Genomic DNA, 24,058 nt, shown 5'->3' with positions numbered 1-24,058 from the left:
TTAGATGACCTACACCAATTTCACCCTCGACACCGACGCTGACGGCATCGCGCTGGTCACCTGGAACATGCCCGACCGCTCGATGAACGTCTTCACCGAAGAGGTGATGAACGAGCTCGACAAGATCATCGACCAGGTGGTGGCCGACGCCAGCATCAAGGGTGCGGTGATCACCTCGGGCAAGGACAGCTTCTCCGGTGGCGCCGATCTCACCATGCTGCAGAAGATGCTTACCGTGTTCGCCAAAGAAAAGACCAAGGATCCGGAGAAGGCGGCGAAACTTCTGTTCGACAATGCCGGCCGCATGGGCGGCCTGTGGCGCAAGCTCGAAACATCGGGCAAGCCCTGGGTGTCGGCGATCAACGGCACCTGCATGGGCGGCGCCTTTGAATTGTCGCTGGCCTGCCATGGCCGTGTCGCCGCTGACTCCGACAAGGTCAAGATGGCCTTGCCGGAAGTCAAGGTCGGCATCTTCCCGGGCGCTGGCGGCACCCAGCGTGTGCCACGGCTGACCGATCAGCAGCAGGCGCTGCAGATGCTGACCTCAGGCCAGAACCTGTCGCCGCAGAAGGCGAAGGCCATGGGCCTTATCCACGAGATTGCTGAACCGGCCAAGCTGATCGAGACCGCCAAGGCGATGATCAAAAATGGTCTGAAAGCGGTCCAGCCCTGGGACGAGAAGGGCTTCAAGCTGCCCGGCGGCCAGATCTATTCGCCTGCCGGCTTCAATCTGTGGCCGCCGGCAATCGCCATTCTACGCCGCGAGACCTATGGCAACTATCCGGCCGCCGCCGCGATCCTGAAATCCGTCTATGAAGGCCTGCTTGTGCCGTTCGACACCGGCCTCAGGATTGAGCAGCGTTATTTCACCGAGATCATGCAGACCAAGGAAGCGGCGGCGATGATCCGCTCGCTGTTCGTATCGCTGCAGGAACTGAACAAGGGCGCACGCCGCCCTGCCGGCGTGCCGGAAACCAAATTCAAGAAGATCGGCATTCTCGGCGCCGGCTTCATGGGTGCCGGCATTGCCTATGTCACCGCCAAGGCCGGCATCCCGGTGGTGCTGCTCGACCGCGATATCGAGTCCGCCAGCAAGGGCAAGGCGCATTCCGACAGCCTGGTCTCGGATCAGGTCAAGAAGGGTCGCGCCAAGCCCGAGGAGCGGGACAAGCTCCTGTCGCTGATCACGCCGACATCAGACTACGCCGATCTCGCTGGCTGCGACCTCGTCGTCGAGGCGGTGTTCGAGGATTCGGCCGTCAAGAAGGCCGCAACCGAACAGGCGGAGGCCGTGCTGAAGTCATCGGCGATCTTCGCCTCGAACACCTCGACCATCCCGATCACCGGTCTCGCCAAGAATTCGACGCGGCCGAAGAACTTCATCGGCATCCATTTCTTCTCGCCGGTCGACAAGATGATGCTGGTCGAGATCATTCTGGGCAAGAAGACCGGCGACAAGGCGCTGGCGACCGCGATCGATTTCGTGCGCGCCATCAAGAAGACGCCGATCGTCGTCAACGACACGCGCGGCTTCTACGTCAACCGCTGCGTGCTGCGTTACATGTCGGAAGCCTACAAGATGCTGATCGAAGGCGTGCCGGCGCCGATGATCGAGAATGCGGCCAAGGCCGCCGGCATGCCGGTTGGCCCCTTGGCGCTGACCGACGAGACGGCCATCGACCTCGCCCAGAAGATCATGAAGCAGACCATCAGGGATCTCGGCGACAAGGCTGTCGACCCCAAGCAGATAGCGTTGATCAACACCATGGTCGACGACCATGGCCGTTTCGGTCGCAAGAACGGCAAGGGCTTCTATGACTATCCGGCCAAGCCGGCCAAGAAGAAGCTGTGGCCGGGATTGAAGGACCTCTATCCGCAGCTCGCGGCCGAGAAGGTCGACTATGAGGAACTGCAGCAGCGGTTGCTCGTCACCATCGCGCTGGAAGCCGCACGGGTGATGGAAGAGGGCATTGTCACCGACCCGCGCGAGGCCGATGTCGGCTCGATCCTGGCCTTCGGCTTCGCGCCCTACACGGGCGGCGCGTTGTCCTATATCGACGGCATCGGCGCCAAGGAATTCGTCAAGATCGCCAAGGGGCTGCAGAAGAAGTACGGCGCCGAATTCAAGGCGCCCAGGCTGCTCATCGACATGGCCGAGAAGGGCGAAACCTTCTACCAGCGCTTCGACCCCTACGCGAAGGGCGACGTGAAGCAGGCCGCCTGACGCAGGACTATGTACGTCTGGGCGCGCATGGCGCGCATGCTGGCCACTGCGCGAAGCCGTGGCCCCTATATGATGGGCGGTGAAAGCCGGCTGGCCTTTCGCTGCCTGCCGACCGACATCGATTTCAACATCCATCTCAACAATGCGCGCTATATGATGCTGGCCGACCTCGGCCGCATCGATTTGTTCGTCCGCGCCGGGCTGATCACGCTGGCGCGCAAGAACGGCTGGGCGCCGATGATGGGCGGGCTGCAGGCGGTCTATGCGCGCGAGATCAGGCTGTGGCGCCGCTTCGAAGTGGTGTCCTCGATCGAAACCTGGGAAGGCAGCCAGGTCATCGGCAAGCACCGCTTCGTCCTCGACAATGGCGAGAGGGCCGCTTTGATCCTGACGACGGCCGGCGTCTACGACCGCAAGGCGCGCCGCTTTCTCGATATCGATGAGGTTGTCGCGGCACTTGGCCGCTCGGCAAACCCGAGACCCCCGACGCAGGCTGAACGGCGTTTCATGACGTCGCACCAGGGTTTGCGTAGCCTCGCCAAGGCGGCTGATTGATCCCGGGAATTGGATTTGCGCGACCGGCAGAAACGTGCGCCAGGGGAGCGCGGCCGGTGGACAAACCGGCATTCGCGGACTAGAAGGAAAAGGCATTTTTTCCTGTCTTGAAGGAGAGCACGATATGCTCTCGCACGACCGCGTCTGGGCCGCCATCGATGCTCTTGCCGAGCGTTATTCGCTTTCGGCGTCAGGTCTGGCAAGGCGCGCGGGCCTCGATTCGACGGCCTTCAACAAGTCGAAACGTCTGTCGTCGGACGGCCGGCCGCGCTGGCCTTCGACCGAATCGCTCGCCAAGATCATCGAGGCCACGGGTGCGTCGCTCGACGAATTCACCGGGCTGATCGAAGGCCGCACGGGCGCCACACCAGCTCACCGGCGCTCCGTGCCGCTGCTTGGCTTTGCCCAGGCCGGCGCTGGCGGCTTCTTCGACGATGCCGGCTTTCCGGCGGGGCAGGGCTGGGATCTGGTCGAACTGCCGGCGCAATCGACAGAAAGCTCCTATGCGCTGCAGGTGCAAGGCGATTCCATGCTGCCGCTCTACCGCAATGGCGACGTCCTCATCGTCGAGCCGGGTGCAGTCACCCGCAAGGGCGATCGCGTCGTCGTCAAGACCACATCAGGCGAGGTGATGGCCAAGGTACTCGAGCGCCAGACCGTCAAGGCGATCGCATTGGTCTCGCTCAATCCCGATCATCCCGACCGCGACATTGCCATGCGTGATGTCGAATGGGTGGCGCGGATTGTCTGGGCAAGCCAGTAGATGAGGCTTCTTCATCTTGTCCTGGCGGTTCTGATGATCCCGGTTATGGCGGCTTTGGTCGTCGCCGGCGGCCGCACGCTGAAAGGAAGCGAAAGCACTGTTGCGGTAGATCAGATCGATCCCGGCGCGGACACGATCTCACAGGCCGGCACCGATGCCGGGCCCGACGAGCCGGCCACGTCAGCCATTCCCGCGCCGGCCGCTGCGCAGCCAAAGCCGGCGGTGCATTCGCGGGCGATCGATCCGGACGTCGTCGCGCCGCCGGAACTGCCCGCCGGAGAGCTCGAGCGGGTCGAGCCGCGCGAGCCATTGAGCAAGCTGGCGCTCGCCATGCCGCCCAAGCCGAAGATGCCCGACGACTGGGATGGTACAAAGCTGTTCCAGCCGGTCGCGACGGCCGCCGGCCTGATCGAGGCAAAAGGCTATTCGGTCGCGGTTTCCGGCATCGATGTTGTCGGGCAGGACGAGACCTGCACCTCCGACGGCAAATCCTGGCCGTGCGGCATCCGTGCGCGCACCGCGTTCCGCGCCTTCCTGCGCGGCCGCGCCGTGGTCTGCACGGTGCCGCCCGAAGGCGGACGCGACCGGATCGCTGCGGAATGCCGGATCGGCAAGCAGGATGTCGGTCAATGGCTGGTCGACAATGGCTGGGCGCGTGCTGCCAAGGGCGGGCCCTATGTCGAGGCCGGCGAAAAGGCACAAAGCGCGAAGAAGGGCATTTTCGGGTCGGCGCCGAACCTTGCCGGCATCTCGGCGGTGCCGGCCGCGCCGGCCCCGGCGCCACAGGCGCCGGGCTCGATCCTGGAAGAGGGCTCAATCCTGAAAGAGGAGGGCGGCGCCGTCAAACCAGTTGACCAGCCAGCGCCTGCTGAATGAGTGCGCGGGTCTCGGCGACGCCGTAGAGCGCGGCGAATGAGCCGAAGCGCGGGCCGCGCTCCTGGCCGATGAGCACCTGGTAGATCATCTGGAAGAAGGCGCCCGAAACGCCCGGGCCGCCTTCCGGGCTCTGCTTGGAATGATCCTGATAGCGTTCGATCTTGCGCGCCACGTTGAGCGAAGCGTTCTGGATCGCTTCGCCGCCGGCGTCCGCCGGCAGCGTGCCAAGAGCTGCGTCCAGGGCCTCGAGCGCCTCGCGCTCGACCTCGTCGGCCGGCCGGAAGGTTTTCGTCGGCCGCACGAAATCGTCGAAATAGCGGATCGCATGGCCAACCAACTGATCGAGCTCCGGATGCGTCTTCGGCGTCACATCCTTGGTATGGCGCGAGATGAAGCCCCACAGGACATCCTTGTTCTGCGCATTGGAGGCACTGACCAGGTTGAGCAGCAGGGAGAACGGCACAGGCATATCGATGGCGGGCGGGTTGCCGTCATGCATGTGCCAGACCGGATTGCCCAGCCGCTCCTTCCAGTCCTGCCTGGGGTAGGCGGCGAGGAAGGTGTAATACTCGTCCACGGCCCTAGGAATGACGTCGAAATAGAGCTTCTTGGCCTGCCGTGGGCGCTGGTACATGTAGAGCCCGAGGCTTTCGGTCGGCGCGTAGGTCAGCCATTCGTCGATGGACAGGCCATTGCCCTTCGACTTCGAGATCTTCTGGCCGTTTTCGTCGAGGAACAGTTCGTAGACGAAATGCTCCGGCGCGCGTCCGCCCAGAATGTTGCAGATGCGGTCATAGACCACGGCATTGGTCTGGTGGTCCTTGCCGAACATTTCGAAATCGACGCCAAGCGCTGCCCAGCGCATACCGAAATCCGGCTTCCACTGCAGCTTCACCCGACCGCCGGTGATCGAAAGCGTGGTCTCGGTGCCTTCGTCGTCGAAGGTGATGGTGCCGGCCTTAGCGTCGACATGCTTCATCGGCACGTAAAGCACGCGGCCGCTCTTCGGCGAGATCGGCAGGAACGGGCTGTAGGTCGCCTGCCGCTCCGGCCCGAGCGTCGGCAGCATCACCGCCATGATCTTGTCATAGCGTTCGGCGGCGCGCAGCAGCATCGCGTCGAAACGGCCTGATCTGTAGTATTGCGTCGCGCTGGCGAATTCGTAGTCGAAGCCGAACGTGTCGAGGAAGCGGCAGAGCATCGCATTGTTGTGGTCGGCGAAGCTCGCATAGTCGCCGTCGAACGGATTGGGAACCGAAGACAGCGGCTTGTGCAGATGCGGCTCGAGCGCGGCGCGATCCGGCACGCTGTCGGGGATCTTGCGCATGCCGTCCATGTCGTCGGAAAAGCAGAGCAGCTTGGTCGCGACCTTGTCTTGTGTCAGCACGCGGAACGCATGGCGCACCATCGAGGTGCGCGCCACCTCGCCGAACGTGCCAATATGCGGCAGGCCGGACGGACCATAGCCGGTCTCGAACAGGATGGTTTCGGGAAAGTCGGCGCCCTTGTAGCGCTCGATAATCTTTTTGGCTTCCTCGAACGGCCACGCCTTGCTCTCGGTCGCGGCCGCCAGCAGTTCGGGGTTGAGATCGATGATGTTTGATCCCGCCATGTCAACGTTTCCAATTATTCGCCGGCCAAATTCGCCTGATAGGGCCGCAGTGTCGATTTTCAACCGGTCTCTAGGCGTGCGTGGCCGGAGCGTCAACGAGCGCAGCGCTTTTTCCTTGCGGCCCTTGGCCCTCGTTCCTACCTTCGAGGCCCGTTCAAGGAGTAAAGAATGCCGTCGCCGACCCCGCATGAAGCCCTGATCTACCTGATGGTCATCACCTCGGCCTCCGACCGCGACATGACCGATGTCGAACTGGCCCGGATCGGCGACGTTGTCCGTTCATGGCCGGTGTTCGAGGATTTCAAGCAGGATCGGCTGGTTCCCGTCGCCCAGGCTTGTCAGAAGCTGCTGCATGAGAAGGATGGCCTGGAGGGTGTCCTCGCCCAGGTTGCCGAAGCCCTGCCGGAGCGTCTGCGCGACACCGCCTATGCCGCCGCCTTCGAAGTCGCCGCCGTCGATCTTGAAATGCGCCTGGAAGAAGTTCGGGTGCTGCAGCTGATCCGCCGTGAGCTCGATCTCGACACACTGACCGTCGCCGCCATCGGCCGCGCGGCCAAGGCGCGGCTGCGCACGCTGACCTGAGTCCCTGCGAGCGGGGCAGCCCCTAGAAGAAACTGACCGGGAAATAGCGCAGATAGAATTCGGCGAAGGTGTCCTTCATCGAAATCTCCTGCAGCGCGTAATCGATCGCGGCGGCCAGCGCCGGATTGTCGGCCCGTGTGGCGATGGCCATGCCGGTGCCCAGATATTCGGGCGCCAGATAGGGACCGCCGGCAAAGCGGCAGCAGCCGGCCGCATCCGAGCCGCCCAGCCAGAAGGCGAAGCGCATGCCGTCGCCGAACGCGGCGTCGATCTTGCCCGCCTTGAGATCGCTGTAGAGGGCTTCCGGCCCGTCGAAGGAGACGATCTGGACCGTGTTGAAATACTCGCGCAGCATGCGCTCATGCGCCGAGCCGGCAAGCACGCCGACGCGCTTGCTGCGCAGCTTGTCGAAAATCGGTTCTGCAAATGCCTTGCTCTTGGGCATGATGAAGCGCGCCGGAAACTGCAGATAGGAGCGCGAAAAGGCGTATGTCTGGCGCGATTGCGGCGTTGCGGCGATGCCGGCGATGATGGCTTCGCCTTCGCCTTTCTCCAGTGCCCCCTCGAGCTCGCCCCAGGGCAATGCCTGGATCTGGCATTTGTCGACGATGCCGAGTTCGGCGCAGATGGCACGTGCCAGGTCGATGTGAAAACCGGACAGTTTTCCCGCGCCATCGAGGAAATTGAACGGCGGAAAATCCGTGGTCGTCAGGAAGCGCAGCCGTGGCAGCGCGGAAAGGTCGGGTTTGGGCAACCGTTCCTTGGCGTCCCACAACACCGGCACCTGCGGTTCCGCCGCGCGCCCGCCAGCCAATGGCAGCGCCGCTATCAGCAGCGACGCCAGCACCAGGGACCTCCATTGGAACGCCACGATAGAACTCCGCCGCACTCGTAATTCGCACAGGTTTTGGTACGAAAATGGTACAGGCACAATGGTTTTTGATTTCAACGCGCCGATTTCAGGGTATGCTTTAGCGCGTTTGCAAACAGCGGTGGCTACTCTGGTTGGGGGATCAGGGTCGAGAACCACAACCGGAAATGAGCGCGTTGCAATCCGCGGTCGGTGGCAAAGTGCGGACAATGCATGGACCATTGATCTTAATGCATAAGGCAACATGGGGTTGATGTTGCGATGGGTCAGTTCGATCGCACGCTGGAATACATAGACCAACTGCAGCACGCCGGAACGGCGGCGGCGGTCTGCGAGAAATTGTTGGGGGTAACGTCGGATTTCGGTCTGACCGCGCTGATGGCCGGGACCGTTCCGCAGCCGGGCACGCCGACCGGTCAGCAAAAGCAGCATGTGCTGCTGTGCGACTGGCCCGTCGAATGGCTGGAGCGCTACGTGGCGCGCAACTATGTCGACCACGATCCGGTGGTCAGCCACATGAAGCAGTTGCAGGCGCCTTTCCAGTGGCGCGAAGCCGCCCAGGGCATCCGCATCGACAAGAGCAGCGGCGAAGTGATGGGCGATGCCGGCGCTTTCAAGCTGCGCGACGGGCTGGCCTTTCCGCTGATCACGCTCGATGGCCAGATCGTCATGGTGTCGTTGGGTGGCGAGGCCGTGGAACTGTCGGCCGCCGAGTTCGGGCTGGTGTCGCTGGTCTCGACCTATGCCGTTGGCCGCGCCATGCAACTCCACACCATGGCGACCAAGACAATCGACCATATCGAGTTGACCCCGCGCGAACGCGAATGCCTGCAATGGGCCGCCGTCGGCAAGTCGGAATGGGAGATTTCTCAAATCCTCGGCATCTCCGAGCACACGTCGGAGAAACATCTTCTTAACGCCAAAAGCAAACTCGGTGCCGTCAACCGGGTCCAGGCTGTCGCCGAAGCGATAAGGCGCGGCTACATTAGTTAGGTCGGCCGTGCCGACCTAGAATTTCTCGCCTACGTGATCACGCAATTTTCTCAAGAAAGCACGGCCGTATCTTCCTCTTAAACCCAGGAGACGACGGAATGCTTTTTTGTCTTACAACTCAGGAATTGATGGAACGTCCCGACCTTTGGGAGGCCGTCCATCGACTGCGCTACCAGATATTTGTCGAGGAGATGGGGTGGGAGGACCTGCGGCGCCCGGACGGATATGAAGTCGACCAGTTCGACCATGACGAGGCGGTGCATCAGATCGTCATCAGAGGCAATGAGGTCGCGGGCTATCAGAGGATGCTGCCGACCACGCGGCCCCATCTGCTGACTGAGGTTTTGACCGACCTTTCCGAAGGAACGCCGCCATCGGGCCCCAACATCTGGGAATTGACCCGTTACGCGGTGGCTGCCGGCTATCGTGATGGCCGTCGCGGCGTATCGACCGTCGGTACCGAATTGATCGCCGGCTTCGTCGAGTGGGGGCTGAAGCGCGGCGTCGACAAGGTGATCATCGAGTTCGAGCCGATGTGGGTGTTGCGCGCCTTGCAGCTGCATTTCCTGGCGACCCCGCTGGGCTATCAGCGCACCTACGGCAATCAGCAGGTCGTGGCGACGCTGCTCTCCTTCAACGAGCACACGCTGGACGTGGTGCGTTCGCGCCGCAATCATCATGCTCCCGTTCTGGCCAGGGGATACCCCGATATGTTCGGCCAAAGGCGGGCGTCATGAGATCGCCGATGGGCGCGCACCCGCAACCCGAACTGCGCAACCACACGCTGATCGTCACCGTGTCGTCGAATGACGGCCGCCCGGTGCTCGACAGAAGGGCTTATGAAAGCCTTGCCAGGACGTTTCATGAAGCCGCCGACAATGACAAGGTTCGTGTCGTCGTGCTGCGTGGTCTGGCGGGCTGCTTCTGCCTTGGCGGCGACTTTTCCGAATTTCTCGACGCCACCAAGCATCAGAAGCTGATCGCCGCCGTCACCGACCTGTTCCGCACGCTGGCGACGTTCCCCAAGCCCATCCTCGCCTGCGTCGATGGCGATGCCGTCGGCGTCGGCTGCACCATCCTGTTCCACTGCGACATGGTGATCGCCTCGAATGAAAGCACGTTCCGGGTGCCGTTCGTCGATTTCGGCCTTGTGCCGGACGCGGCGACCAGCATCCTGGCACCGCAGAAGCTCGGCTATGCCGGCGCCTTCCGTTTCTTCTGCCTCGGCGACACGCTTCGCGCCGAGGATGCCAGGGCGCTCGGCCTCGTCGCCGAGATCGTGGATGACGGTGTGGAGGAGGCGACGCTCGGCCGAGCCAGGCAGCTCGTCAAGAAGCCGGTCGCCGCCCTGCTGCAGACCCGCGGCTTGCTCAAGGGGAACACCGCCGCGTTGTGCGACCGCATCGACCAGGAGATATCGCTGTTCCAGCAGGCGCTGCAGGACGACACCACGCTGCGCCGCCTTCAGCGTATTGCCCGGCTCGCCGCCTGAGCAATTACGAAGATACCGCGCCGCGCTGCCCATTGGCCGCGCGGCGCGGAAACATCAACCTTCCTTGCCGAGGAATGACGGCCCTTCGCCGATAATCTTCTTGTCTTCCTTGCCGATGACATCGAGATCGCGCCCCTCATAGGGCAGCGACAACAGGATGCGCCGCATCACCGCCAGCCGCGAGCGCCGCTTGTCATTGGCCCGCACGATGATCCACGGCGCGAACTCCTTGTGGGTGCGCTCGAACATGGTGTCGCGCACCCTGGTGTAATCGTCCCATTTGGTGATGCCAGCGACATCCATCGGCGAGAACTTCCAGCTCTTCAACGGGCTATAGCGGCGATCGTGAAAGCGCTCGAGCTGCGTTTCCCGACCGATGTTCAGCCAGAATTTGAAGAAGTGGATGTCGTCGTTGACGATCATCCGCTCGAAATGCGGCGTCTCGTCGAGAAACTTCTCATGCTGTTCGGGCGTGCAGAAACCCATCACCGGTTCCACACCGGCGCGGTTGTACCAGGAACGGTCGAAGGTGACGAACTCGCCCGATGTCGGGAAATGGTCGACATAGCGCTGGTAGTACCATTGCCCCAGTTCGGTGGGGGTCGGCTTGGTCAGCGCCACGTTGCGTGCCGTGCGCGGATTGAGGTACTGGCGCAGCACGAAGATCGTGCCGCCCTTGCCGGCGGCGTCGCGGCCCTCGAACAGCGCCATCACCCGCTTGCCGGTCGCCTGCAGCCATGCCTGCGCCTTGACCAGCTCGATCTGCAATTTCTCGAGCGTCTCGTCATACTCCTCGCTCTTCATCTTCTTGTCGTATGGGTAGCCGCCCGCGGTCAGCTTGTTGTCCTCGACCCAGTCCGGAAGCTCGGGATTCTCGATGTCGAACTCCCGTTCCTTGCCATCGATCCTGATCTTCAGCGGACCTGAAGCCGGCGCGGCAGGCTTTTCCTTGGCTTTTTTCATCGAGACGAACCCTTTTCAGCTGACGGACTCATGCTATTGGGAGCCTCCGGACCGGTCCAGCGGAAGTTTCCGTTGCCGTGCGGCGGATGCGAAGGCATGGGACGCGGGCGCGCAAGCGAATGACCAACCTGGACGCAGAACAGAATGGCATGGCGCAAGCCTTGGCCACCCGGCTGTGGCACAGCCGCTGGCTGCTAGCCGCCGGTGTCGTCGCGGTCCTTATCGCCTTTGCCTTCGCGGGTGTTTCCGCCTACGTGCTGGTGCCGGCGCTGCTCCTGTTGCTTGCAGCGGCGATGCTGCCGGCCGCGGGCCTGCGCCAGTCCGCGCAGAGTGCTGCCGCGATCGAGGCGATCGGCCTGCAGCGCCTGTCGGGCGAATATCTGGCGGCGGCTGTTGCTGACCCGCTCATCATCTTCGACCATGCCGCCACCATCGTCCATGCCAACGCCGCCGCCTTTGCCGCCTTTGGCGGGATCGCACCGGGCCTGTCGCTGCCGTTGAAATTCCGGGCGCCGGAAATGCAGACCCTGCTCGACAGCGTGCTGTCCGGCATGATCGCCTCGGATGTCGTCGACTATACCGAGAAGCTGCCGGTCGAACGGGCTTACCGGGTCAGCGCGTCCTCGGTCGGCCACGGCACCGACCTCTATGTGCTGGTGTTCAAGGACCAGAGCGAGACACGGCGCATCGACCGCATGCGCGCCGACTTCATCGCCAATGCCAGCCATGAATTGCGCACCCCACTCGCCTCGATCGCCGGTTTCATCGAAACACTGCGCGGACCGGCCCGCAACGATCCGGCGGCGCGCGAGCAATTCCTGCAGATCATGCAAAACCAGACCGGCCGCATGGCGCGCCTGATCGACGATCTGCTGTCGCTGTCGCGGCTCGAGATGAAGCCCTATCTGAAGCCCGGGACGGAGGTCGATCTGCGCCAGACCGTCGACAGCGTCATCGACTCGCTGGCCCCGCTTGCCCGCGAAAACAGCGTTGCCATCGAGCGCGATTTCGCCAAGGGGCCTCTCAATGTGCCGGGCGATCGCGACGAGCTGTTCCAGGTTTTCGAGAACTTGCTGGAAAACGCCTGCAAATACGGCCAGTCGGGCGGCCGTGTCCTGGTGTCGATCGCACACGCCGATGACGGTTCCGAACCCGGCATCGACGTGACCATCAGGGATTTCGGCCCCGGCATTCCCGAGGAGCATATTCCGCGCATCACCGAGCGCTTCTATCGCATCGACGTCGAAACCAGCCGGACCCAGAAAGGCACCGGCCTTGGCCTGTCGATCGTCAAGCACATCCTGACGCGTCACAATGCCCGGCTGACGATCAAGTCGGAGGTCGGCAAGGGCGCCGCCTTCTCGGTTCATTTGCCGACGCACTGATATCGCCCTAGTTTTCCACGGAACCGTTTCTTTTTTCTGTCATCCGGCTAGCGTATCAGCGGGGATTCGAGGAAACGACTCAAGATCAAGAACCCGTGGGAAGGCATTCATCCATGCAGTCCGTGCACATAATGAGCGCCTATGACGAGGAGCTGAAGTATCTGTCCAAGCGCATTGCCGCGATGGGCGGTCATGCCGAGCGCATGGTCGAGCAAGCGGTCGCTGCTCTCGTCAATGCCGATCCGGGATTGGCCCAGAAGGTCATCCGTGACGACGCCGTGCTCGATGAAGGGCAGCGCGAAATCGACGACAAGGCGATCATCATCATCGCCAAGCGCCAGCCGATGGCGACGGATCTGCGCGAGATCGTCGGCGCCATCCGTATTTCCGCCGACCTCGAACGGGTCGGCGACCTCGGCAAGAACGTCGCCAAGCGGGTGGTCGCCGTCACCGACGGCCGCCAGCCGACCAGCCTGTTCCGCGGCCTGGAGGCCCTGGCCAATCTGGCGCTGACCCAGCTCAAGGAAGTTCTCGACGTCTACGCGTCGCGCTCGGTCGACAGAATAGGCTTCGTGCGCGACCGCGACGACCAGATCGATGCCATGTACACGTCGCTGTTTCGCGAATTGCTGACCTACATGATGGAAGATCCGCGCAACATCACGCCCTGCACGCATCTGCTGTTCTGCGCCAAGAACATCGAGCGCATCGGCGATCATGCCACCAACATCGCCGAGACCATCTATTACATCGTCACCGGCGACCAGATGCCGGCTGACCGGCCGAAGGGCGACAAGACGGACAAGATCAGCGTGTCAGCGCCGCTTTCGGCGAAATGAACGTTCGTCCACTCGAACGCCAGATCATATTGCGCTAAACTATCCCGGCGTTAAGCTTCTCAGGCCTTGATAAAGGCCCTGCTTTCCGGAGGCTGCGATGGAATATGTCCGAGAGTTCAAGCCCGCGGCGCCGACATCAGGCATCATTGCCTCCAGTGTCTATACGGCCGGCAAGCGCATCGCCGACATTCCGATCGAGGAAGCCGGCGAATGGGCCAAGAAATCGGGTCACGTCGTCTGGATCGGGTTGCTAGAACCTGACCGTGACCTATTGCTGCGCGTCAAGGCGCAGTTCCATCTGCATGAGCTGGCGATCGAGGACGCCGAGCATCCGCACCAGCGGCCGAAGATCGAGCAATATGGCGACGCGCTGTTCATCGTCGCCCGCACCGCGCAACTGATCGAAGGCCGCGTCACTTTCGGCGAAACGCATCTGTTTGTCGGCTCGGGCTACATCGTCAGCGTCAGGCACGGTCCGTCGACCTCCTACGCCGCCGTGCGCCAGCATTGGGAAAGCTGCCCGCATTCGCTGGCCAAGGGCGAGGATTTCGTCCTCTATGCCATTCTCGACTTCATCGTCGACAACTACATGCCCGTGCTCGAACAGATCGAGGACGAGGTCGAGGCGATCGAGGACAAGGTCCTTTTGAAGCCGATGACCGGCCCCGACATCGAGCGGCTCTATATGCTGCGCCGCGATCTGCTGCGCCTGCGCAATGCCGCACTGCCGCTGGTGGAAGTCTGCCGGCGGCTGACCAGCGCCGACCTGCCGCAGATCCACACTGCCATGCATCCACTGTTTCGTGATGTGACCGACCACATCCGCACCGTCCAGGAAAAGATCGACAGTCTGCGCGAGGTGCTGGCCTTCGCCTTCGAGGCCAGCCTGCTGGTCGGCCAGAGCCAGGAAACGGCGATCTCCAAGAAACTCGCCTCATGGGCGGCCATCCTGGCCGTGCCGACGGCATTCGCCGGCATTTACGGCATGAACTTTGACGACATGCCGGAACTGAAGATGGAATATGGCTACCCGATTGTGCTGGCCGCGATCGCCTTGATTTGCTCGTTCTTGTACTGGCGGTTCCGCAAGAATGGGTGGCTATGAAAAGAGAGCGAATAGGGAGTGGCGAATAGCAACAAAAAACGGCTTGCTCCCAGTCACAGAAGCCAAGCCGTTCCTATTCGCTATTCGCTATTCGCTATTCGCTATTCGCTATTCGCTATTCGCTATTCGCTATTCGCTATTCGCTATTCGCTATTCAGCGATTGCGCCTCCGCTCCGCCGCCGGCTGAAACGCCACGCGGGCATGATACTTGCAATACGGACCGGTTTCGGCGGCCTCGTTGCCGCAGAAATTGAAGTCTTCCGACAGCGGATCGCCGTTCGGCCATTTGCAGGTGCGCTCGGTCAGTTCGACGAGCTGCAGATGCCGTGAGATCGGTACCACGACATTTTCAACCGGACGGATGTAATGATGGCGTGCGACTGGCTCGGCATCGAACTGGGTCTGCAAGGCAGTTGCGCCGATCGAAGTCGTGACGTGGCGTGCCGTGCTTGCGGCGCGCGCCACCGATTTCTGAACGGTCGATCCCTGAGCCGTCTTCTTCTGGCGTGCCGGTGTCGCCGTTGCGCGGCCGCGGCCCGACAGCTTCAGCCGGTGCACCTTGCCGATGACGGCATTGCGGCTCACCCCTCCAAGCTGGGCAGCAATCTGGCTTGCGCTCAGACCCTCCGACCACAGTTTCCTGAGAAGTTCGACCCGCTCGTCAGTCCAGTTCATGAGACCGCGCTCCTGCTAAGCGTGCGCAATCGGAATCCCTTCCCGACCCAGCAACCTTGCTGGGGCAGACACCACATATATCTGGTGATTAGGTCCGCCGCACGAAATCTAGTTATTTCTCGACTACAATTACCTTATGCGCTGACTCGGTGACAAGAGTCCGAAGTGCAACACGAATCGGTTTTTTCGGTTTTCCCCAACTTGCCCGGTCGCTCATGAGCCGGCGTCGAGTTAGGGGGCTGATCGCGCGCCACTACGCGACGTTTTCGTTGACTTCATGGCCGAAAAACACGATAAGCCGCACAAGGCCGCCGCTTTGGCGGCTTTTTTGATTTTCCGGTACCGGAGACGCATATAATGAGCGGTTCGGCGCTTTACGAGACCTTTGCTCGCGCTCCCCTGGCTTTCGACCACGGGGAAGGCACCTGGCTGGTTACCGACAAGGGCGAGCGATATCTCGATTTCGCCGGCGGTATCGCGGTTAATTCGCTCGGCCACAGTCATCCGCATCTGGTCGCGGCTCTCACCGAGCAGGCGGCAAAACTCTGGCACGTCTCCAATCTCTACGAGATTCCGGGGCAGAGCCGGCTTGGCGAGCGTCTGGCCGACGCCACCTTCGCCGACAAGGTGTTCTTCACCAATTCCGGCGCCGAGGCGCTGGAATGTGCGATCAAGACGGCGCGGCGCTACCACTTCGTCAAAGGGCATCCCGAGCGCTTCCGCGTCATCACCTTCGAAGGCGCCTTCCATGGCCGCACGCTGGCGACCATCGCGGCCGGCGGCCAATACAAATACCTCGAAGGCTTCGGCCCCAAGGTCGAAGGCTTCGACCAGGTTGGCTTCGACGATATCGATGCCGCCGAGAAGGCGATTACGCCGGAAACCGCCGCGATCCTGATCGAGCCGGTGCAGGGCGAGGGCGGCATCCGTCCGGTCCCGACACAATCGTTGAAGCGGCTGCGCCAGCTCTGCGACCAGCACGACCTGCTCTTGATCTTCGATGAGGTCCAGTGTGGCATTGGCCGCACCGGCAAGCTGTTCGCGCATGAGTGGACGGGCGTGACGCCCGACATCATGGCGATCGCCAAGGGCATTGGCGGCGGCTTCCCGATGGGCGCTTGCCTGGCCACCGACGAGGCTGTGGTCGGCATGACGTCGGGCGTGCACGGCACCACCTTCGGCGGTAACCCGCTGGCGATGGCGGTCGGCAACGCCGTGCTCGATGTGGTGCTGGAAGACGGCTTCCTCGAAGACGTCCAGCGCAAGGCGCTGCTGATGAAGCAAGGTCTGGCGGCGGTCGCCGACGAGTTTCCCGATGTCATCGAGGACATCAGGGGCACCGGCCTGATGCTTGGCCTTAAATGCGCCATGCCCAACACCAAGGTGAACATGGCGCTGCGCGACCAGCATTTGCTGACGGTTCCGGCCGGCGACAACGTCATTCGCCTTTTGCCGCCGCTCACCGTCACCGACGCCGAGATCCACGAAGCGCTCAACCGCATCCGCGCCGGTGCCAAAGGCCTGGCAGATGCCATCGCCGCGGCCGCCGCGAAGTAATTCCGGAATATTGCTGATGTCCGTTCGCCATTTCACCGATCTCTCCACCGTTTCCGAGGGCGACCTGCGCTTCATGCTGGACGACGCGGTGGTGCGAAAGGCACGCCTCAAGGCCGGCGAGCGGACAAGGCCGCTCGAAGGCAAGGTGCTGGCGATGATCTTCGACAAGCCATCGACGCGCACACGCGTCTCCTTCGACGTCGGCATGCGTCAGCTTGGCGGCGAGACCATCATGCTGACCGGCACCGAAATGCAACTCGGCCGCTCCGAAACCATCGCCGATACCGCCAAGGTGCTGTCGCGCTATGTCGACGCCATCATGATCCGCACCACCTCGCATGAGCGGCTGCTGGAGCTGACCGAGAATGCCACCGTTCCGGTGATCAACGGACTGACGGATGACACCCATCCTTGCCAGCTGATGGCCGACATCATGACCTTCGAGGAGCATCGCGGTCCGGTGGCCGGCAAGACCATCGCCTGGACCGGCGACGGCAACAATGTGCTGCATTCGCTGCTCGAAGCCTCGGCGCGGTTCCGCTTCAACCTCAACGTCGCCGTGCCCGAAGGCAGCGAGCCGGCACAGAAGCATATCGACTGGTCCGAGGCGAATGGCGGCAAGCTGCACTTCACCCGCTCGCCCGAGGAAGCCGTCGACCAGGCCGACTGCATCGTCACCGATTGCTGGGTGTCGATGGGCCAGGAGCATCGCGCCCGCGGTCACAACGTGTTTTCGCCCTACCAGGTCAATGCCAAGCTGATGGCGCATGCCAAGCCGGATGCGCTGTTCATGCACTGCCTGCCGGCGCATCGCGGCGAGGAAGTAACCGACGAGGTCATAGACGGCCCGCATTCGGTGGTCTTCGACGAGGCCGAGAACCGGCTCCACGCCCAGAAGGCGGTGCTTGCCTGGTGTTTGGGCGCGTGAAGTGTCTGGGCGCTTGATCTGCGGGGGCGCGATGCCTATCTGCGCCGCATCACGCAAATCAAGCGCGTTTGGACGCATGTGCCTCTCCGGGTCGCATGGCCGCGCCCTGGAGCTTTGTCATGTTGGAAATGCATCAAGTGACTGAACATCACCCCAAACTCGGCGAGTTCGGCTATGCCGGCGACGACCATGTCGTGCCGTTCGAGGTCGGCCCGCTCGACGTGCGCGGTCGCACCGTGCAGCTCGGGCCGATGCTCGACGCCATCCTCAGCCGCCATGATTATCCCGAACCGGTTGCCCGCCTGCTGGCGGAAGCCTGTGTGCTGACGGTGCTGCTTGGCACCTCGCTCAAGTTCGAGGGCAAGTTCATCCTGCAGACCCGCACCGACGGGCCGGTCGACATGCTGGTGGCGGATTTCTCCACGCCCTCGGCATTGCGCGCCTATGCACGCTTTGACGCCGACCGGCTCGAGGCATTGGTCGCGGCGGGCGAAACGTCCCAGCAGACGCTGCTCGGCAGCGGCGTGCTGGCGCTGACCATCGACCAGGGCGCCCACACGCAGCGCTATCAGGGCATCGTCCAGCTCGACGGCGAAACGCTGGAAGATGCAGCACGCACCTATTTCCGCCAGTCGGAACAGATCCCGACCGATATCAGGCTTTCGGTCGCCAAGCTGTTGACGCCGGGCCCTGGCGGCGCGCGCGAACAGTGGCGCGCCGGCGGTATCCTGGCGCAGTTCCTGCCGCAGTCGCCTGAGCGCATGCGCGTTCCGGACCTGCCCGGTGGCGATGGCGATCCGCGCGAGGAGATCCATGATCCGGCCGACAATTCCTGGCAGGAGTTGCTGGCGCTGCTCGGCACCATCGAGCCGACCGAGCTGATCGATCCGACGATCGGCGCCGAGCGGCTGCTCTATCGCCTGTTCCACGAGCATGGCGTGCGGGTCTTCGGCGGCGTTCCCGTCGCCGACCAGTGCTCGTGCTCGCGCGACAAGATCCGCGGTATCCTGGAGGGTTTTTCCGCGCAGGAGATCAAGGACAGCACCGAGGATGGCGGTATCCACGTCGCCTGCGAATTCTGCTCGACGCAGTACGATTTCGACCCGGCGGAATTCGCTGCGCAGTAAAGGAGCGTCTTTCTCCCCGTGGAACGGGGAGAAAGACGCTAATTCACCGTCCGCCTCGTCCCCGGCAGATCCAGCGAAAACGCCGGGATGGCGATATCGAAAGTTTCGCCCCGCTTGTTGCGCATCGTGTAGCGCCCGACCATGATGCCTGACGGGGTCGAGAGCGGGCAGCCCGACGTGTACTGATAACTGTCGCCGGGATTGAGTTCGGGCTGGTCGCCGACGACGCCTGGGCCGCGCACCTCCTCGACCCGGCCGGCACCGTCGGTGATGTGCCAATAACGCGACAGAAGCTGCACGAATTCGTCCGACTGGTTGTCGATCGTTATCTGATAGCCCCAGACATAACGGTTCTCGGAAGGATCCGAGCGATCCTCAAGGTAGAACGGCCTGACCTGCACTTCGATGTTGCGCGTGACGGCGCGGTACATAAGCGGCTCCAAAACAATCCGATACCTTTCGGCGCTCCCGGCGAGCAGGTCAACGTGCGCGTCTTGTCGCGCCTGACTTTGAAACGCAGGTGCCGGCAAAGAATGTCATTTAAGTGACACACGACAATGGTGGGGTGCATGCACCGGGCGACTCGGCGCTCTGTCGAACTGTTGAAAACTGCCACGGTGCGGGCCGCCTCTTCTGGAGTGACCAGATCTCGATGGAACTCACTCTCATAGCCGCCTCGCTTTCGACTGCCCTTGTCCTTTCAAACGCTGCCAGCATCCTGCTCGCCGCTTCGCAACTGAAACGGCGCAGCACGATCGCACGGCCAGCTGGCAAATCGCCGCCGGTGTCGATTATCGTGCCGTCGCGCGGCGTCGAGCCGTTCACGCAGGAGACGCTGGAGCGCGCCTTCTCGCTCGACTGGCCGCGCTACGAGCTGATCTTCTGCGTCGCCCATGTCGACGATCCGGTGGTCAGGTTGATCCGCGCCGCCATTGGCCGCTTTCCAAAAGTGCCGGCTCGGCTGTTGATCGGGGACGATCGCGTCAGCGCCAATCCCAAGCTCAACAATTGCGTCAAAGGCTGGGAAGCCGCGCGGCACAACTGGGTCGTCCTGGCCGACTCCAACGTGCTGATGCCGAGAGACTACGTTCAGCATCTGATGGCGGCGTGGCGGACGGATACCGGCCTTGTCTGCTCGACACCGATCGGTTCGCGGCCGGACGGTTTTTGGGCCGAGGTCGAATGCGCCTTCCTCAACACGCTGCAGGCTCGCTGGCAGTATGCCGGCGAGGCGCTCGGCCTCGGCTTTGCCCAGGGCAAGAGCATGTTGTGGAACAAGCCGATGCTGGATGCCAATGGCGGCATCCGAGCGCTGGCGGCCGAAATCGCCGAGGACGCCGCCGCGACCAAGCTGGTCAATGGACTTGGCCTATGCGTCAATCTCGTCGCAGCGCCCTTCGAGCAGCCGCTCGGTCGGCGCACGCTTGGCGTGATCTGGTCGCGCCAGGCCCGCTGGGCGCGCCTGCGCCGCGTCACCTTTCCGCGGTTCTTCGCGCCCGAAATCCTGACCGGCGCGGTGGTGCCGCTGGTGCTTGCGCTGATTGCGGCGGCAAGTGCCGGCGTCAGCTTGCCGCTGACGGCCATCGCCGTACTAACGGCCTTCTACCTTCCGGAATGTGCCCTGGCCTGGTCCAAAGGCTGGTACCTGTCGTCGCGCACAGTCGCGGCGATGATTGCGCGGGACTTGATGCTTCCAGCCATGTGGGTCCGCGGCTGGCTCGGCGGCGCTGTCGACTGGCGCGGCAACGCCATGACCATCGGCACCAAGGCAGCCGAGCTGGAAGAGACGCCGTCGCGCGCCTGATCGCGGCGCGGACGAGCTGCCTCGACTGGGTCTATTTTGCGGCCTTCAGCGCCTGCGCGATGTCTTCCAGAAGATCGTCGGTGTCCTCCAGGCCGACCGACAGCCTGAGCGTGCCAGGCCCGATGCCGAGTTCGGCGCGGGCCTCGTCGCTCAAATTCTTGTGGGTGGTCGTTGCCGGATGGGTGATCAGGCTCTTGGCATCGCCAAGGTTGTTCGAGATCAGCACGATGTCGAGCGCGTTCTGCAGGGCGAAGGCCGCCTGCTTGCCGCCCTTGACGTCGAGGCAGATCAGCGTCGAGCCGCCCGACATCTGCTTCTTGACGATATCAGCTTGCGGGTGGTCGGCGCGGCCGGGATAGATGACGCGAGCGATCTGCGGCTGCTCGGCCAGGAAATCGGCGATCTTGCCGGCGCTCTCCGTCTGCTGGCGCACGCGCACCGGCAGCGTCTCCAGACCCTTGAGCAGCGTCCAGGCGTTGAACGGCGATAGGCTGGGGCCGGTGTGGCGGAAATAATCGTGCAGGTTCTCGTCGATCCACTTCTTGTCGGACAGGATCACGCCGCCGAGACAGCGGCCCTGGCCGTCGATGTGCTTGGTCGCCGAATAGACGACGATGTGGGCGCCGAGCTGCAGCGGCTTCTGCTGCAACGGCGTGGCGAAGACATTGTCGACCACAAGCCGCGCGCCGATCGAGTTGGCAAGCGAGGCGACGGCGGCGATGTCGACCACTTCCAGCGTCGGATTGGTCGGGCTTTCCAGGAAGAACAGTTTTGTGTTGGGCCTAACCGCCTTTTCCCAGTTGGCGATGTCGGTGCCGTCGACCAGCGTCGCCTCGATGCCGTAGCGCGGCGCCAGCGTCTCGACCACCCAGCGGCAGGAGCCGAACAGCGCGCGAGCCGCGACTATATGATCGCCGGCCTTGGCGCTGCACAGCAGGGCCGCCGTCACCGCGGCCATGCCGGATGCCGTGGCGCGCGCGTCCTCGGCGCCTTCGAGCGCACACATGCGCTTTTCGAACATGTCGACGGTCGGGTTGGCGTAGCGCGAATAGATGAAGCCGGGTTCCTCACCCTTGAAACGAGCTTCGGCGGCTTGCGCCGTTTCATAGACGTAGCCCTGCGTCAGATACATTGCCTCGGAGGTCTCGCCGAATTGGGAACGCAGGGTTCCGCCATGCACGAGGGCTGTCTGAGGCTTCCAGTTGCGCTTCTTGCTGCTCATCGCTTTTGTTTCCAGACACAAAAAAACCGGCCGCGAAAGTCGCAACCGGTCCATACGGCCTCGCGGCCAACGGTCCTTTAGCGACTTGTTTAACGTGGCTGCAAGCCGACCGGCCAAATCACCACGGGATAACGACCCTTTAGACCCGCGCCGCGCTTGCGTCAATTGCCGGCTTGATTAAGAGGTTTGTACCAGTTGGAACGGAGCCAGCCTTTGCGGCAGACAGGCATTCTTCCCGATCAAGACATTTCCGCGCTGTTCCAGTCCGGCGCGCTGAAGTCGTCGCGCGCGCTCGATGCCGACCAGATCCAGCCGGCCAGCCTCGATCTGAGGTTGGGCGACAAGGCCTGGCGGGTGCGGGCCTCCTTCCTGCCCGGCCCCAACCACAAGGTTTCGGAAAAGCTCGACCGGCTGAAGCTGCACGAGATCAATCTTGCCGAAGGCGCGGTGCTGGAAACCGGCTGCGTCTACATCGTGCCGCTGCTCGAAAGCCTGGCATTGCCTGCCGAGATTTCCGCCTCAGCCAATCCGAAAAGCTCGACCGGACGGCTCGACATCTTCACCCGTGTCATGACCGACCGCGGCCACGAGTTCGACAAGATCGCTGCGGGCTACAACGGTCCGCTCTACCTGGAAGTCAGCCCGCGCACCTTCCCGATCGTCGTGCGCACCGGCTCGCGCCTATCGCAGATCCGTTTCCGCACCGGCAACGCGCTGCTGTCGGAAGCGGAGTTGCATGAACTGCACCGCGCCGAGATGCTGGTCGCCACCGAACCGCCGAATATTTCCGGCGGCGGCATCGCGCTGTCGATCGACCTCAATGGCGACAGCGACGGGCTGGTCGGCTATCGCGGCAAGCATCACACCGGCCTTGTCGATGTTGACAAGCGCGCGGCCCAAGAGGTCGTCGATTTCTGGGAACCGATCCACAAGAGCGGAGCCGGCGAACTGGTGCTCGATCCCGATGAATTCTACATCCTCGTCAGCCAGGAGGCGGTGCATGTGCCGCCGCTCTACGCCGCCGAAATGACGCCGTTCGATCCGCTGGTTGGCGAATTCCGCGTCCACTATGCCGGCTTCTTCGATCCGGGCTTCGGCCATTCGGCATCAGGCGGCACAGGCAGCCGGGCGGTGCTCGAAGTGCGCAGCCACGAAGTGCCGTTCATCCTCGACCATGGCCAGATCGTCGGCCGGCTGGTCTACGAGCATATGCTGAAGCGGCCGCAGGCGCTCTACGGCACCGATCTCGGCTCCAACTACCAGGCCCAGGGCCTGAAGCTCTCCAAGCATTTCCGCGCCGCGCGCTGAGCTCCGGTTACCGGCAGGCAAAATACTTGCCTGCGCTGGCACATCATGCTTGGCTGGTTTGTCGGTCGCCCGGATGCGGCGCTCAAGGGGAACAAGAAAATGCAGATTTCAAGATGGATCCTATCGGCGGCAGGCGCTGCCTTGTTGGCGATTGCGGCCGGCTCTCTGTCGGCGCAGGCTGCCGAGAAATTGAAAATCGGCACCGAGGGTGCCTATCCGCCATTCAACACCATTACTTCTGACGGCAAGGTTGTCGGCTTCGACATCGACATCGCCAATGCGTTGTGCGCGCAGATGAAGGTCGAATGCGAAATCGTCACCCAGGATTGGGATGGCATCATCCCCGCTCTGCAGGCCAAGAAGTTCGACGCCATTATCGCCTCGATGAGCATCACCGAAGAGCGCAAGAAGCAGGTCGCCTTCACCAACAAATACTACACCACGCCGCTCGCCTTGGTGGCGCCGAAGGACAGCGAACTGACCTCGACCGATCCGGCGGCACTTGCCGGCAAGACCGTCGGCGCCCAGGCTTCGACCACACAGGCCGATTATGCCCAGAATACCTATGGCAAGGCGGGTGCGGAGGCAAAACTCTACCCAACCCAGGAAGAGGCGATCACTGACCTGACCAACGGCCGGCTTGATGCCGTGATCTCGGACAAGTTCGTGCTGGTGGACTGGTTGAAGAAGGCAAGCGACGGCTGCTGCAAGCTGATCGGCGACGTCAAGGGCACCGAGACTCAAGCCGGCATCGCCGTGCGTCTGGAAGACACAGAACTTCGCGACAAGCTCAATGCGGCCATCGACGCCATCGTCGCCGACGGCACCTACAAGAAGATCCAGGCCAAGTATTTCGACTTTGATATTTATTGAGGTTGAAGAGCGTCTCTTCCTTCTCCCCTTGTGGGAGAAGGTGTCGCCGAAGGCGACGGATGAGCAACTGTGTTTTCAGGCTTTGTCTGGACACCAGGGTTGGTTGTGTCGAAGCATGGCGCTGAGGATGGTCATAATCTTTCGGGCCACGGCGACGATGGCGACCTTTGGTTGCTTGCCGTTGGCAATGAGACGCTGGTGGAAGGCTCTGAGTACGGGATTTGAGCGGCTGGCGGTGAGCGCTGCCATGTAGACCACCCTGCGCAGAGCATGCCGGCCGCCCCAGATGACGCGGCGACCTTT

The 24,058-nt window shown here is 62.7% G+C and carries 24 protein-coding genes and 1 riboswitch; of the genes, 17 read left to right on the top strand and 7 right to left on the bottom strand.

The features are described 5' to 3' along the window. Positions 1-4: 4 nt before the first annotated feature. The 4 genes from AC1DX4_RS25670 to AC1DX4_RS25655 all read left to right on the top strand — a co-directional run bounded on the left by AC1DX4_RS25670 (position 5) and on the right by AC1DX4_RS25655 (position 4,418). The gene (locus AC1DX4_RS25670) at positions 5-2,224 is read left to right on the top strand and encodes a 3-hydroxyacyl-CoA dehydrogenase NAD-binding domain-containing protein (RefSeq protein ID WP_477222976.1); all 2,220 of its coding nucleotides are present in this window, start codon (positions 5-7) and stop codon (positions 2,222-2,224) included. A gap of 9 nt (positions 2,225-2,233) precedes the next feature. Next, the gene (locus AC1DX4_RS25665) at positions 2,234-2,779 is read left to right on the top strand and encodes a thioesterase family protein (RefSeq protein WP_477222975.1); all 546 of its coding nucleotides are present in this window, start codon (positions 2,234-2,236) and stop codon (positions 2,777-2,779) included. A 124-nt stretch (positions 2,780-2,903) separates the two neighbouring features. Then, positions 2,904-3,542, top strand: a complete 639-nt coding sequence (locus AC1DX4_RS25660; RefSeq protein ID WP_477222974.1) for a S24 family peptidase — start codon at positions 2,904-2,906, stop codon at positions 3,540-3,542. Next, positions 3,543-4,418 carry a thermonuclease family protein gene (locus AC1DX4_RS25655; RefSeq protein WP_477222973.1) on the top strand — a complete coding sequence of 292 codons (876 nt, stop codon included), beginning with the start codon at positions 3,543-3,545 and terminating at the stop codon, positions 4,416-4,418. Here the strand turns inward: AC1DX4_RS25655 and AC1DX4_RS25650 are convergent. Further along, complete coding sequence (locus AC1DX4_RS25650; protein ID WP_477222972.1) at positions 4,384-6,030, bottom strand: lysine--tRNA ligase; 1,647 nt, start codon at positions 6,028-6,030, stop codon at positions 4,384-4,386. The genes AC1DX4_RS25655 and AC1DX4_RS25650 overlap by 35 nt on opposite strands. A gap of 168 nt (positions 6,031-6,198) precedes the next feature. Here AC1DX4_RS25650 and AC1DX4_RS25645 point away from each other — a divergent pair, with 168 nt between their 5' ends. Next, a complete protein-coding gene (locus AC1DX4_RS25645; protein ID WP_477222971.1) occupies positions 6,199-6,612 on the top strand; it encodes a tellurite resistance TerB family protein in 414 nt (137 codons plus the stop codon). Positions 6,613-6,634: 22 nt separating this feature from the next. On the opposite strand, the gene AC1DX4_RS25640 is transcribed toward AC1DX4_RS25645, so the two are convergent. After that, positions 6,635-7,483, bottom strand: a complete 849-nt coding sequence (locus tag AC1DX4_RS25640; RefSeq protein ID WP_477222970.1) for a transporter substrate-binding domain-containing protein — start codon at positions 7,481-7,483, stop codon at positions 6,635-6,637. A gap of 261 nt (positions 7,484-7,744) precedes the next feature. Between AC1DX4_RS25640 and AC1DX4_RS25635 the strand changes: the two genes are divergently transcribed. The 3 genes from AC1DX4_RS25635 (at position 7,745) to AC1DX4_RS25625 (ending at position 9,968) form a co-directional block, all read left to right on the top strand. After that, a complete protein-coding gene (locus AC1DX4_RS25635) occupies positions 7,745-8,476 on the top strand; it encodes a helix-turn-helix transcriptional regulator (protein WP_477222969.1) in 732 nt (243 codons plus the stop codon). Between the two features lie 98 nt (positions 8,477-8,574). After that, complete coding sequence (locus AC1DX4_RS25630) at positions 8,575-9,213, top strand: acyl-homoserine-lactone synthase (protein ID WP_477222968.1); 639 nt, start codon at positions 8,575-8,577, stop codon at positions 9,211-9,213. 8 nt (positions 9,214-9,221) lie between these two features. After that, entirely contained in the window at positions 9,222-9,968 is a 747-nt protein-coding gene (locus AC1DX4_RS25625) for an enoyl-CoA hydratase-related protein (protein ID WP_477223169.1), read from the top strand. 54 nt (positions 9,969-10,022) lie between these two features. Here AC1DX4_RS25625 and ppk2 read toward each other — a convergent pair whose 3' ends face one another. Beyond that, positions 10,023-10,931, bottom strand: coding sequence for a polyphosphate kinase 2 (ppk2, locus tag AC1DX4_RS25620; protein WP_477222967.1), 909 nt, complete (start codon positions 10,929-10,931; stop codon positions 10,023-10,025). Positions 10,932-11,050: 119 nt separating this feature from the next. Here ppk2 and AC1DX4_RS25615 point away from each other — a divergent pair, with 119 nt between their 5' ends. The 3 genes from AC1DX4_RS25615 (at position 11,051) to AC1DX4_RS25605 (ending at position 14,260) form a co-directional block, all read left to right on the top strand. After that, positions 11,051-12,316 carry an ATP-binding protein gene (locus tag AC1DX4_RS25615; protein WP_477222966.1) on the top strand — a complete coding sequence of 422 codons (1,266 nt, stop codon included), beginning with the start codon at positions 11,051-11,053 and terminating at the stop codon, positions 12,314-12,316. A gap of 113 nt (positions 12,317-12,429) precedes the next feature. Beyond that, complete coding sequence (phoU, locus tag AC1DX4_RS25610) at positions 12,430-13,155, top strand: phosphate signaling complex protein PhoU (protein ID WP_477222965.1); 726 nt, start codon at positions 12,430-12,432, stop codon at positions 13,153-13,155. Between the two features lie 97 nt (positions 13,156-13,252). Next, the gene (locus AC1DX4_RS25605; protein ID WP_477222964.1) at positions 13,253-14,260 is read left to right on the top strand and encodes a magnesium and cobalt transport protein CorA; all 1,008 of its coding nucleotides are present in this window, start codon (positions 13,253-13,255) and stop codon (positions 14,258-14,260) included. Between the two features lie 154 nt (positions 14,261-14,414). On the opposite strand, the gene AC1DX4_RS25600 is transcribed toward AC1DX4_RS25605, so the two are convergent. Continuing rightward, complete coding sequence (locus AC1DX4_RS25600; protein WP_027043472.1) at positions 14,415-14,936, bottom strand: GcrA family cell cycle regulator; 522 nt, start codon at positions 14,934-14,936, stop codon at positions 14,415-14,417. Between the two features lie 357 nt (positions 14,937-15,293). Between AC1DX4_RS25600 and AC1DX4_RS25595 the strand changes: the two genes are divergently transcribed. From AC1DX4_RS25595 to AC1DX4_RS25585, 3 genes are all read left to right on the top strand, one after another. After that, positions 15,294-16,493, top strand: a complete 1,200-nt coding sequence (locus AC1DX4_RS25595; protein WP_477222963.1) for an acetylornithine transaminase — start codon at positions 15,294-15,296, stop codon at positions 16,491-16,493. A gap of 16 nt (positions 16,494-16,509) precedes the next feature. Next, the gene (gene argF / locus AC1DX4_RS25590; RefSeq protein WP_477222962.1) at positions 16,510-17,421 is read left to right on the top strand and encodes an ornithine carbamoyltransferase; all 912 of its coding nucleotides are present in this window, start codon (positions 16,510-16,512) and stop codon (positions 17,419-17,421) included. A 95-nt stretch (positions 17,422-17,516) separates the two neighbouring features. Further along, positions 17,517-18,548: an Hsp33 family molecular chaperone gene (locus tag AC1DX4_RS25585; protein ID WP_172234522.1), complete on the top strand. Its 1,032-nt coding sequence runs from the start codon at positions 17,517-17,519 to the stop codon at positions 18,546-18,548. Between the two features lie 38 nt (positions 18,549-18,586). On the opposite strand, the gene apaG is transcribed toward AC1DX4_RS25585, so the two are convergent. Next, positions 18,587-18,979 (bottom strand): Co2+/Mg2+ efflux protein ApaG, encoded by a 393-nt coding sequence (gene apaG / locus AC1DX4_RS25580; RefSeq protein WP_027146773.1) that lies wholly within the window; start codon positions 18,977-18,979, stop codon positions 18,587-18,589. Between the two features lie 221 nt (positions 18,980-19,200). Between apaG and AC1DX4_RS25575 the strand changes: the two genes are divergently transcribed. Next, positions 19,201-20,352 carry a ceramide glucosyltransferase gene (locus AC1DX4_RS25575; RefSeq protein ID WP_477222961.1) on the top strand — a complete coding sequence of 384 codons (1,152 nt, stop codon included), beginning with the start codon at positions 19,201-19,203 and terminating at the stop codon, positions 20,350-20,352. Positions 20,353-20,383: 31 nt separating this feature from the next. On the opposite strand, the gene AC1DX4_RS25570 is transcribed toward AC1DX4_RS25575, so the two are convergent. Continuing rightward, on the bottom strand, positions 20,384-21,574 hold the full coding sequence (locus AC1DX4_RS25570) for an O-succinylhomoserine sulfhydrylase (RefSeq protein ID WP_477222960.1): 1,191 nt from the start codon (positions 21,572-21,574) through the stop codon (positions 20,384-20,386). Between the two features lie 57 nt (positions 21,575-21,631). Further along, a riboswitch (SAM riboswitch) is annotated at positions 21,632-21,709 on the bottom strand. A 78-nt stretch (positions 21,710-21,787) separates the two neighbouring features. On the opposite strand from AC1DX4_RS25570, the gene AC1DX4_RS25565 reads away from it, so the two are divergent. Both AC1DX4_RS25565 and AC1DX4_RS25560 read left to right on the top strand, forming a co-directional pair. Further along, positions 21,788-22,882, top strand: coding sequence for a 2'-deoxycytidine 5'-triphosphate deaminase (locus AC1DX4_RS25565; protein ID WP_477222959.1), 1,095 nt, complete (start codon positions 21,788-21,790; stop codon positions 22,880-22,882). Positions 22,883-22,981: 99 nt separating this feature from the next. After that, on the top strand, positions 22,982-23,755 hold the full coding sequence (locus tag AC1DX4_RS25560) for an ABC transporter substrate-binding protein (protein ID WP_477222958.1): 774 nt from the start codon (positions 22,982-22,984) through the stop codon (positions 23,753-23,755). Positions 23,756-23,830: 75 nt separating this feature from the next. Here AC1DX4_RS25560 and AC1DX4_RS25555 read toward each other — a convergent pair. Further along, positions 23,831-24,058 (bottom strand): transposase (locus AC1DX4_RS25555; protein ID WP_477222957.1); only part of this gene is annotated, 228 nt, incomplete at its 5' end.

The organism is Mesorhizobium sp. P3_A8 (assembly GCF_056402995.1).
This window is presented reverse-complemented; position numbering and strand designations above follow the sequence as displayed.

What these genes read in the sequence shown, in the direction of transcription:
- AC1DX4_RS25670 (WP_477222976.1), top strand. Translation starts at nt 5, where the DNA reads ATGACCTACACCAATTTCACCCTCGACACCGACGCTGACGGCATCGCG.
- AC1DX4_RS25665 (WP_477222975.1), top strand. Translation starts at nt 2,234, where the DNA reads ATGTACGTCTGGGCGCGCATGGCGCGCATGCTGGCCACTGCGCGAAGC.
- AC1DX4_RS25660 (WP_477222974.1), top strand. Translation starts at nt 2,904, where the DNA reads ATGCTCTCGCACGACCGCGTCTGGGCCGCCATCGATGCTCTTGCCGAG.
- AC1DX4_RS25655 (WP_477222973.1), top strand. Translation starts at nt 3,543, where the DNA reads ATGAGGCTTCTTCATCTTGTCCTGGCGGTTCTGATGATCCCGGTTATG.
- AC1DX4_RS25650 (WP_477222972.1), bottom strand. Translation starts at nt 6,030, where the DNA reads ATGGCGGGATCAAACATCATCGATCTCAACCCCGAACTGCTGGCGGCC.
- AC1DX4_RS25645 (WP_477222971.1), top strand. Translation starts at nt 6,199, where the DNA reads ATGCCGTCGCCGACCCCGCATGAAGCCCTGATCTACCTGATGGTCATC.
- AC1DX4_RS25635 (WP_477222969.1), top strand. Translation starts at nt 7,745, where the DNA reads ATGGGTCAGTTCGATCGCACGCTGGAATACATAGACCAACTGCAGCAC.
- AC1DX4_RS25630 (WP_477222968.1), top strand. Translation starts at nt 8,575, where the DNA reads ATGCTTTTTTGTCTTACAACTCAGGAATTGATGGAACGTCCCGACCTT.
- AC1DX4_RS25625 (WP_477223169.1), top strand. Translation starts at nt 9,222, where the DNA reads ATGGGCGCGCACCCGCAACCCGAACTGCGCAACCACACGCTGATCGTC.
- ppk2 (WP_477222967.1), bottom strand. Translation starts at nt 10,931, where the DNA reads ATGAAAAAAGCCAAGGAAAAGCCTGCCGCGCCGGCTTCAGGTCCGCTG.
- AC1DX4_RS25615 (WP_477222966.1), top strand. Translation starts at nt 11,051, where the DNA reads ATGACCAACCTGGACGCAGAACAGAATGGCATGGCGCAAGCCTTGGCC.
- phoU (WP_477222965.1), top strand. Translation starts at nt 12,430, where the DNA reads ATGCAGTCCGTGCACATAATGAGCGCCTATGACGAGGAGCTGAAGTAT.
- AC1DX4_RS25605 (WP_477222964.1), top strand. Translation starts at nt 13,253, where the DNA reads ATGGAATATGTCCGAGAGTTCAAGCCCGCGGCGCCGACATCAGGCATC.
- AC1DX4_RS25600 (WP_027043472.1), bottom strand. Translation starts at nt 14,936, where the DNA reads ATGAACTGGACTGACGAGCGGGTCGAACTTCTCAGGAAACTGTGGTCG.
- AC1DX4_RS25595 (WP_477222963.1), top strand. Translation starts at nt 15,294, where the DNA reads ATGAGCGGTTCGGCGCTTTACGAGACCTTTGCTCGCGCTCCCCTGGCT.
- argF (WP_477222962.1), top strand. Translation starts at nt 16,510, where the DNA reads ATGTCCGTTCGCCATTTCACCGATCTCTCCACCGTTTCCGAGGGCGAC.
- AC1DX4_RS25585 (WP_172234522.1), top strand. Translation starts at nt 17,517, where the DNA reads ATGGCCGCGCCCTGGAGCTTTGTCATGTTGGAAATGCATCAAGTGACT.
- apaG (WP_027146773.1), bottom strand. Translation starts at nt 18,979, where the DNA reads ATGTACCGCGCCGTCACGCGCAACATCGAAGTGCAGGTCAGGCCGTTC.
- AC1DX4_RS25575 (WP_477222961.1), top strand. Translation starts at nt 19,201, where the DNA reads ATGGAACTCACTCTCATAGCCGCCTCGCTTTCGACTGCCCTTGTCCTT.
- AC1DX4_RS25570 (WP_477222960.1), bottom strand. Translation starts at nt 21,574, where the DNA reads ATGAGCAGCAAGAAGCGCAACTGGAAGCCTCAGACAGCCCTCGTGCAT.
- AC1DX4_RS25560 (WP_477222958.1), top strand. Translation starts at nt 22,982, where the DNA reads ATGCAGATTTCAAGATGGATCCTATCGGCGGCAGGCGCTGCCTTGTTG.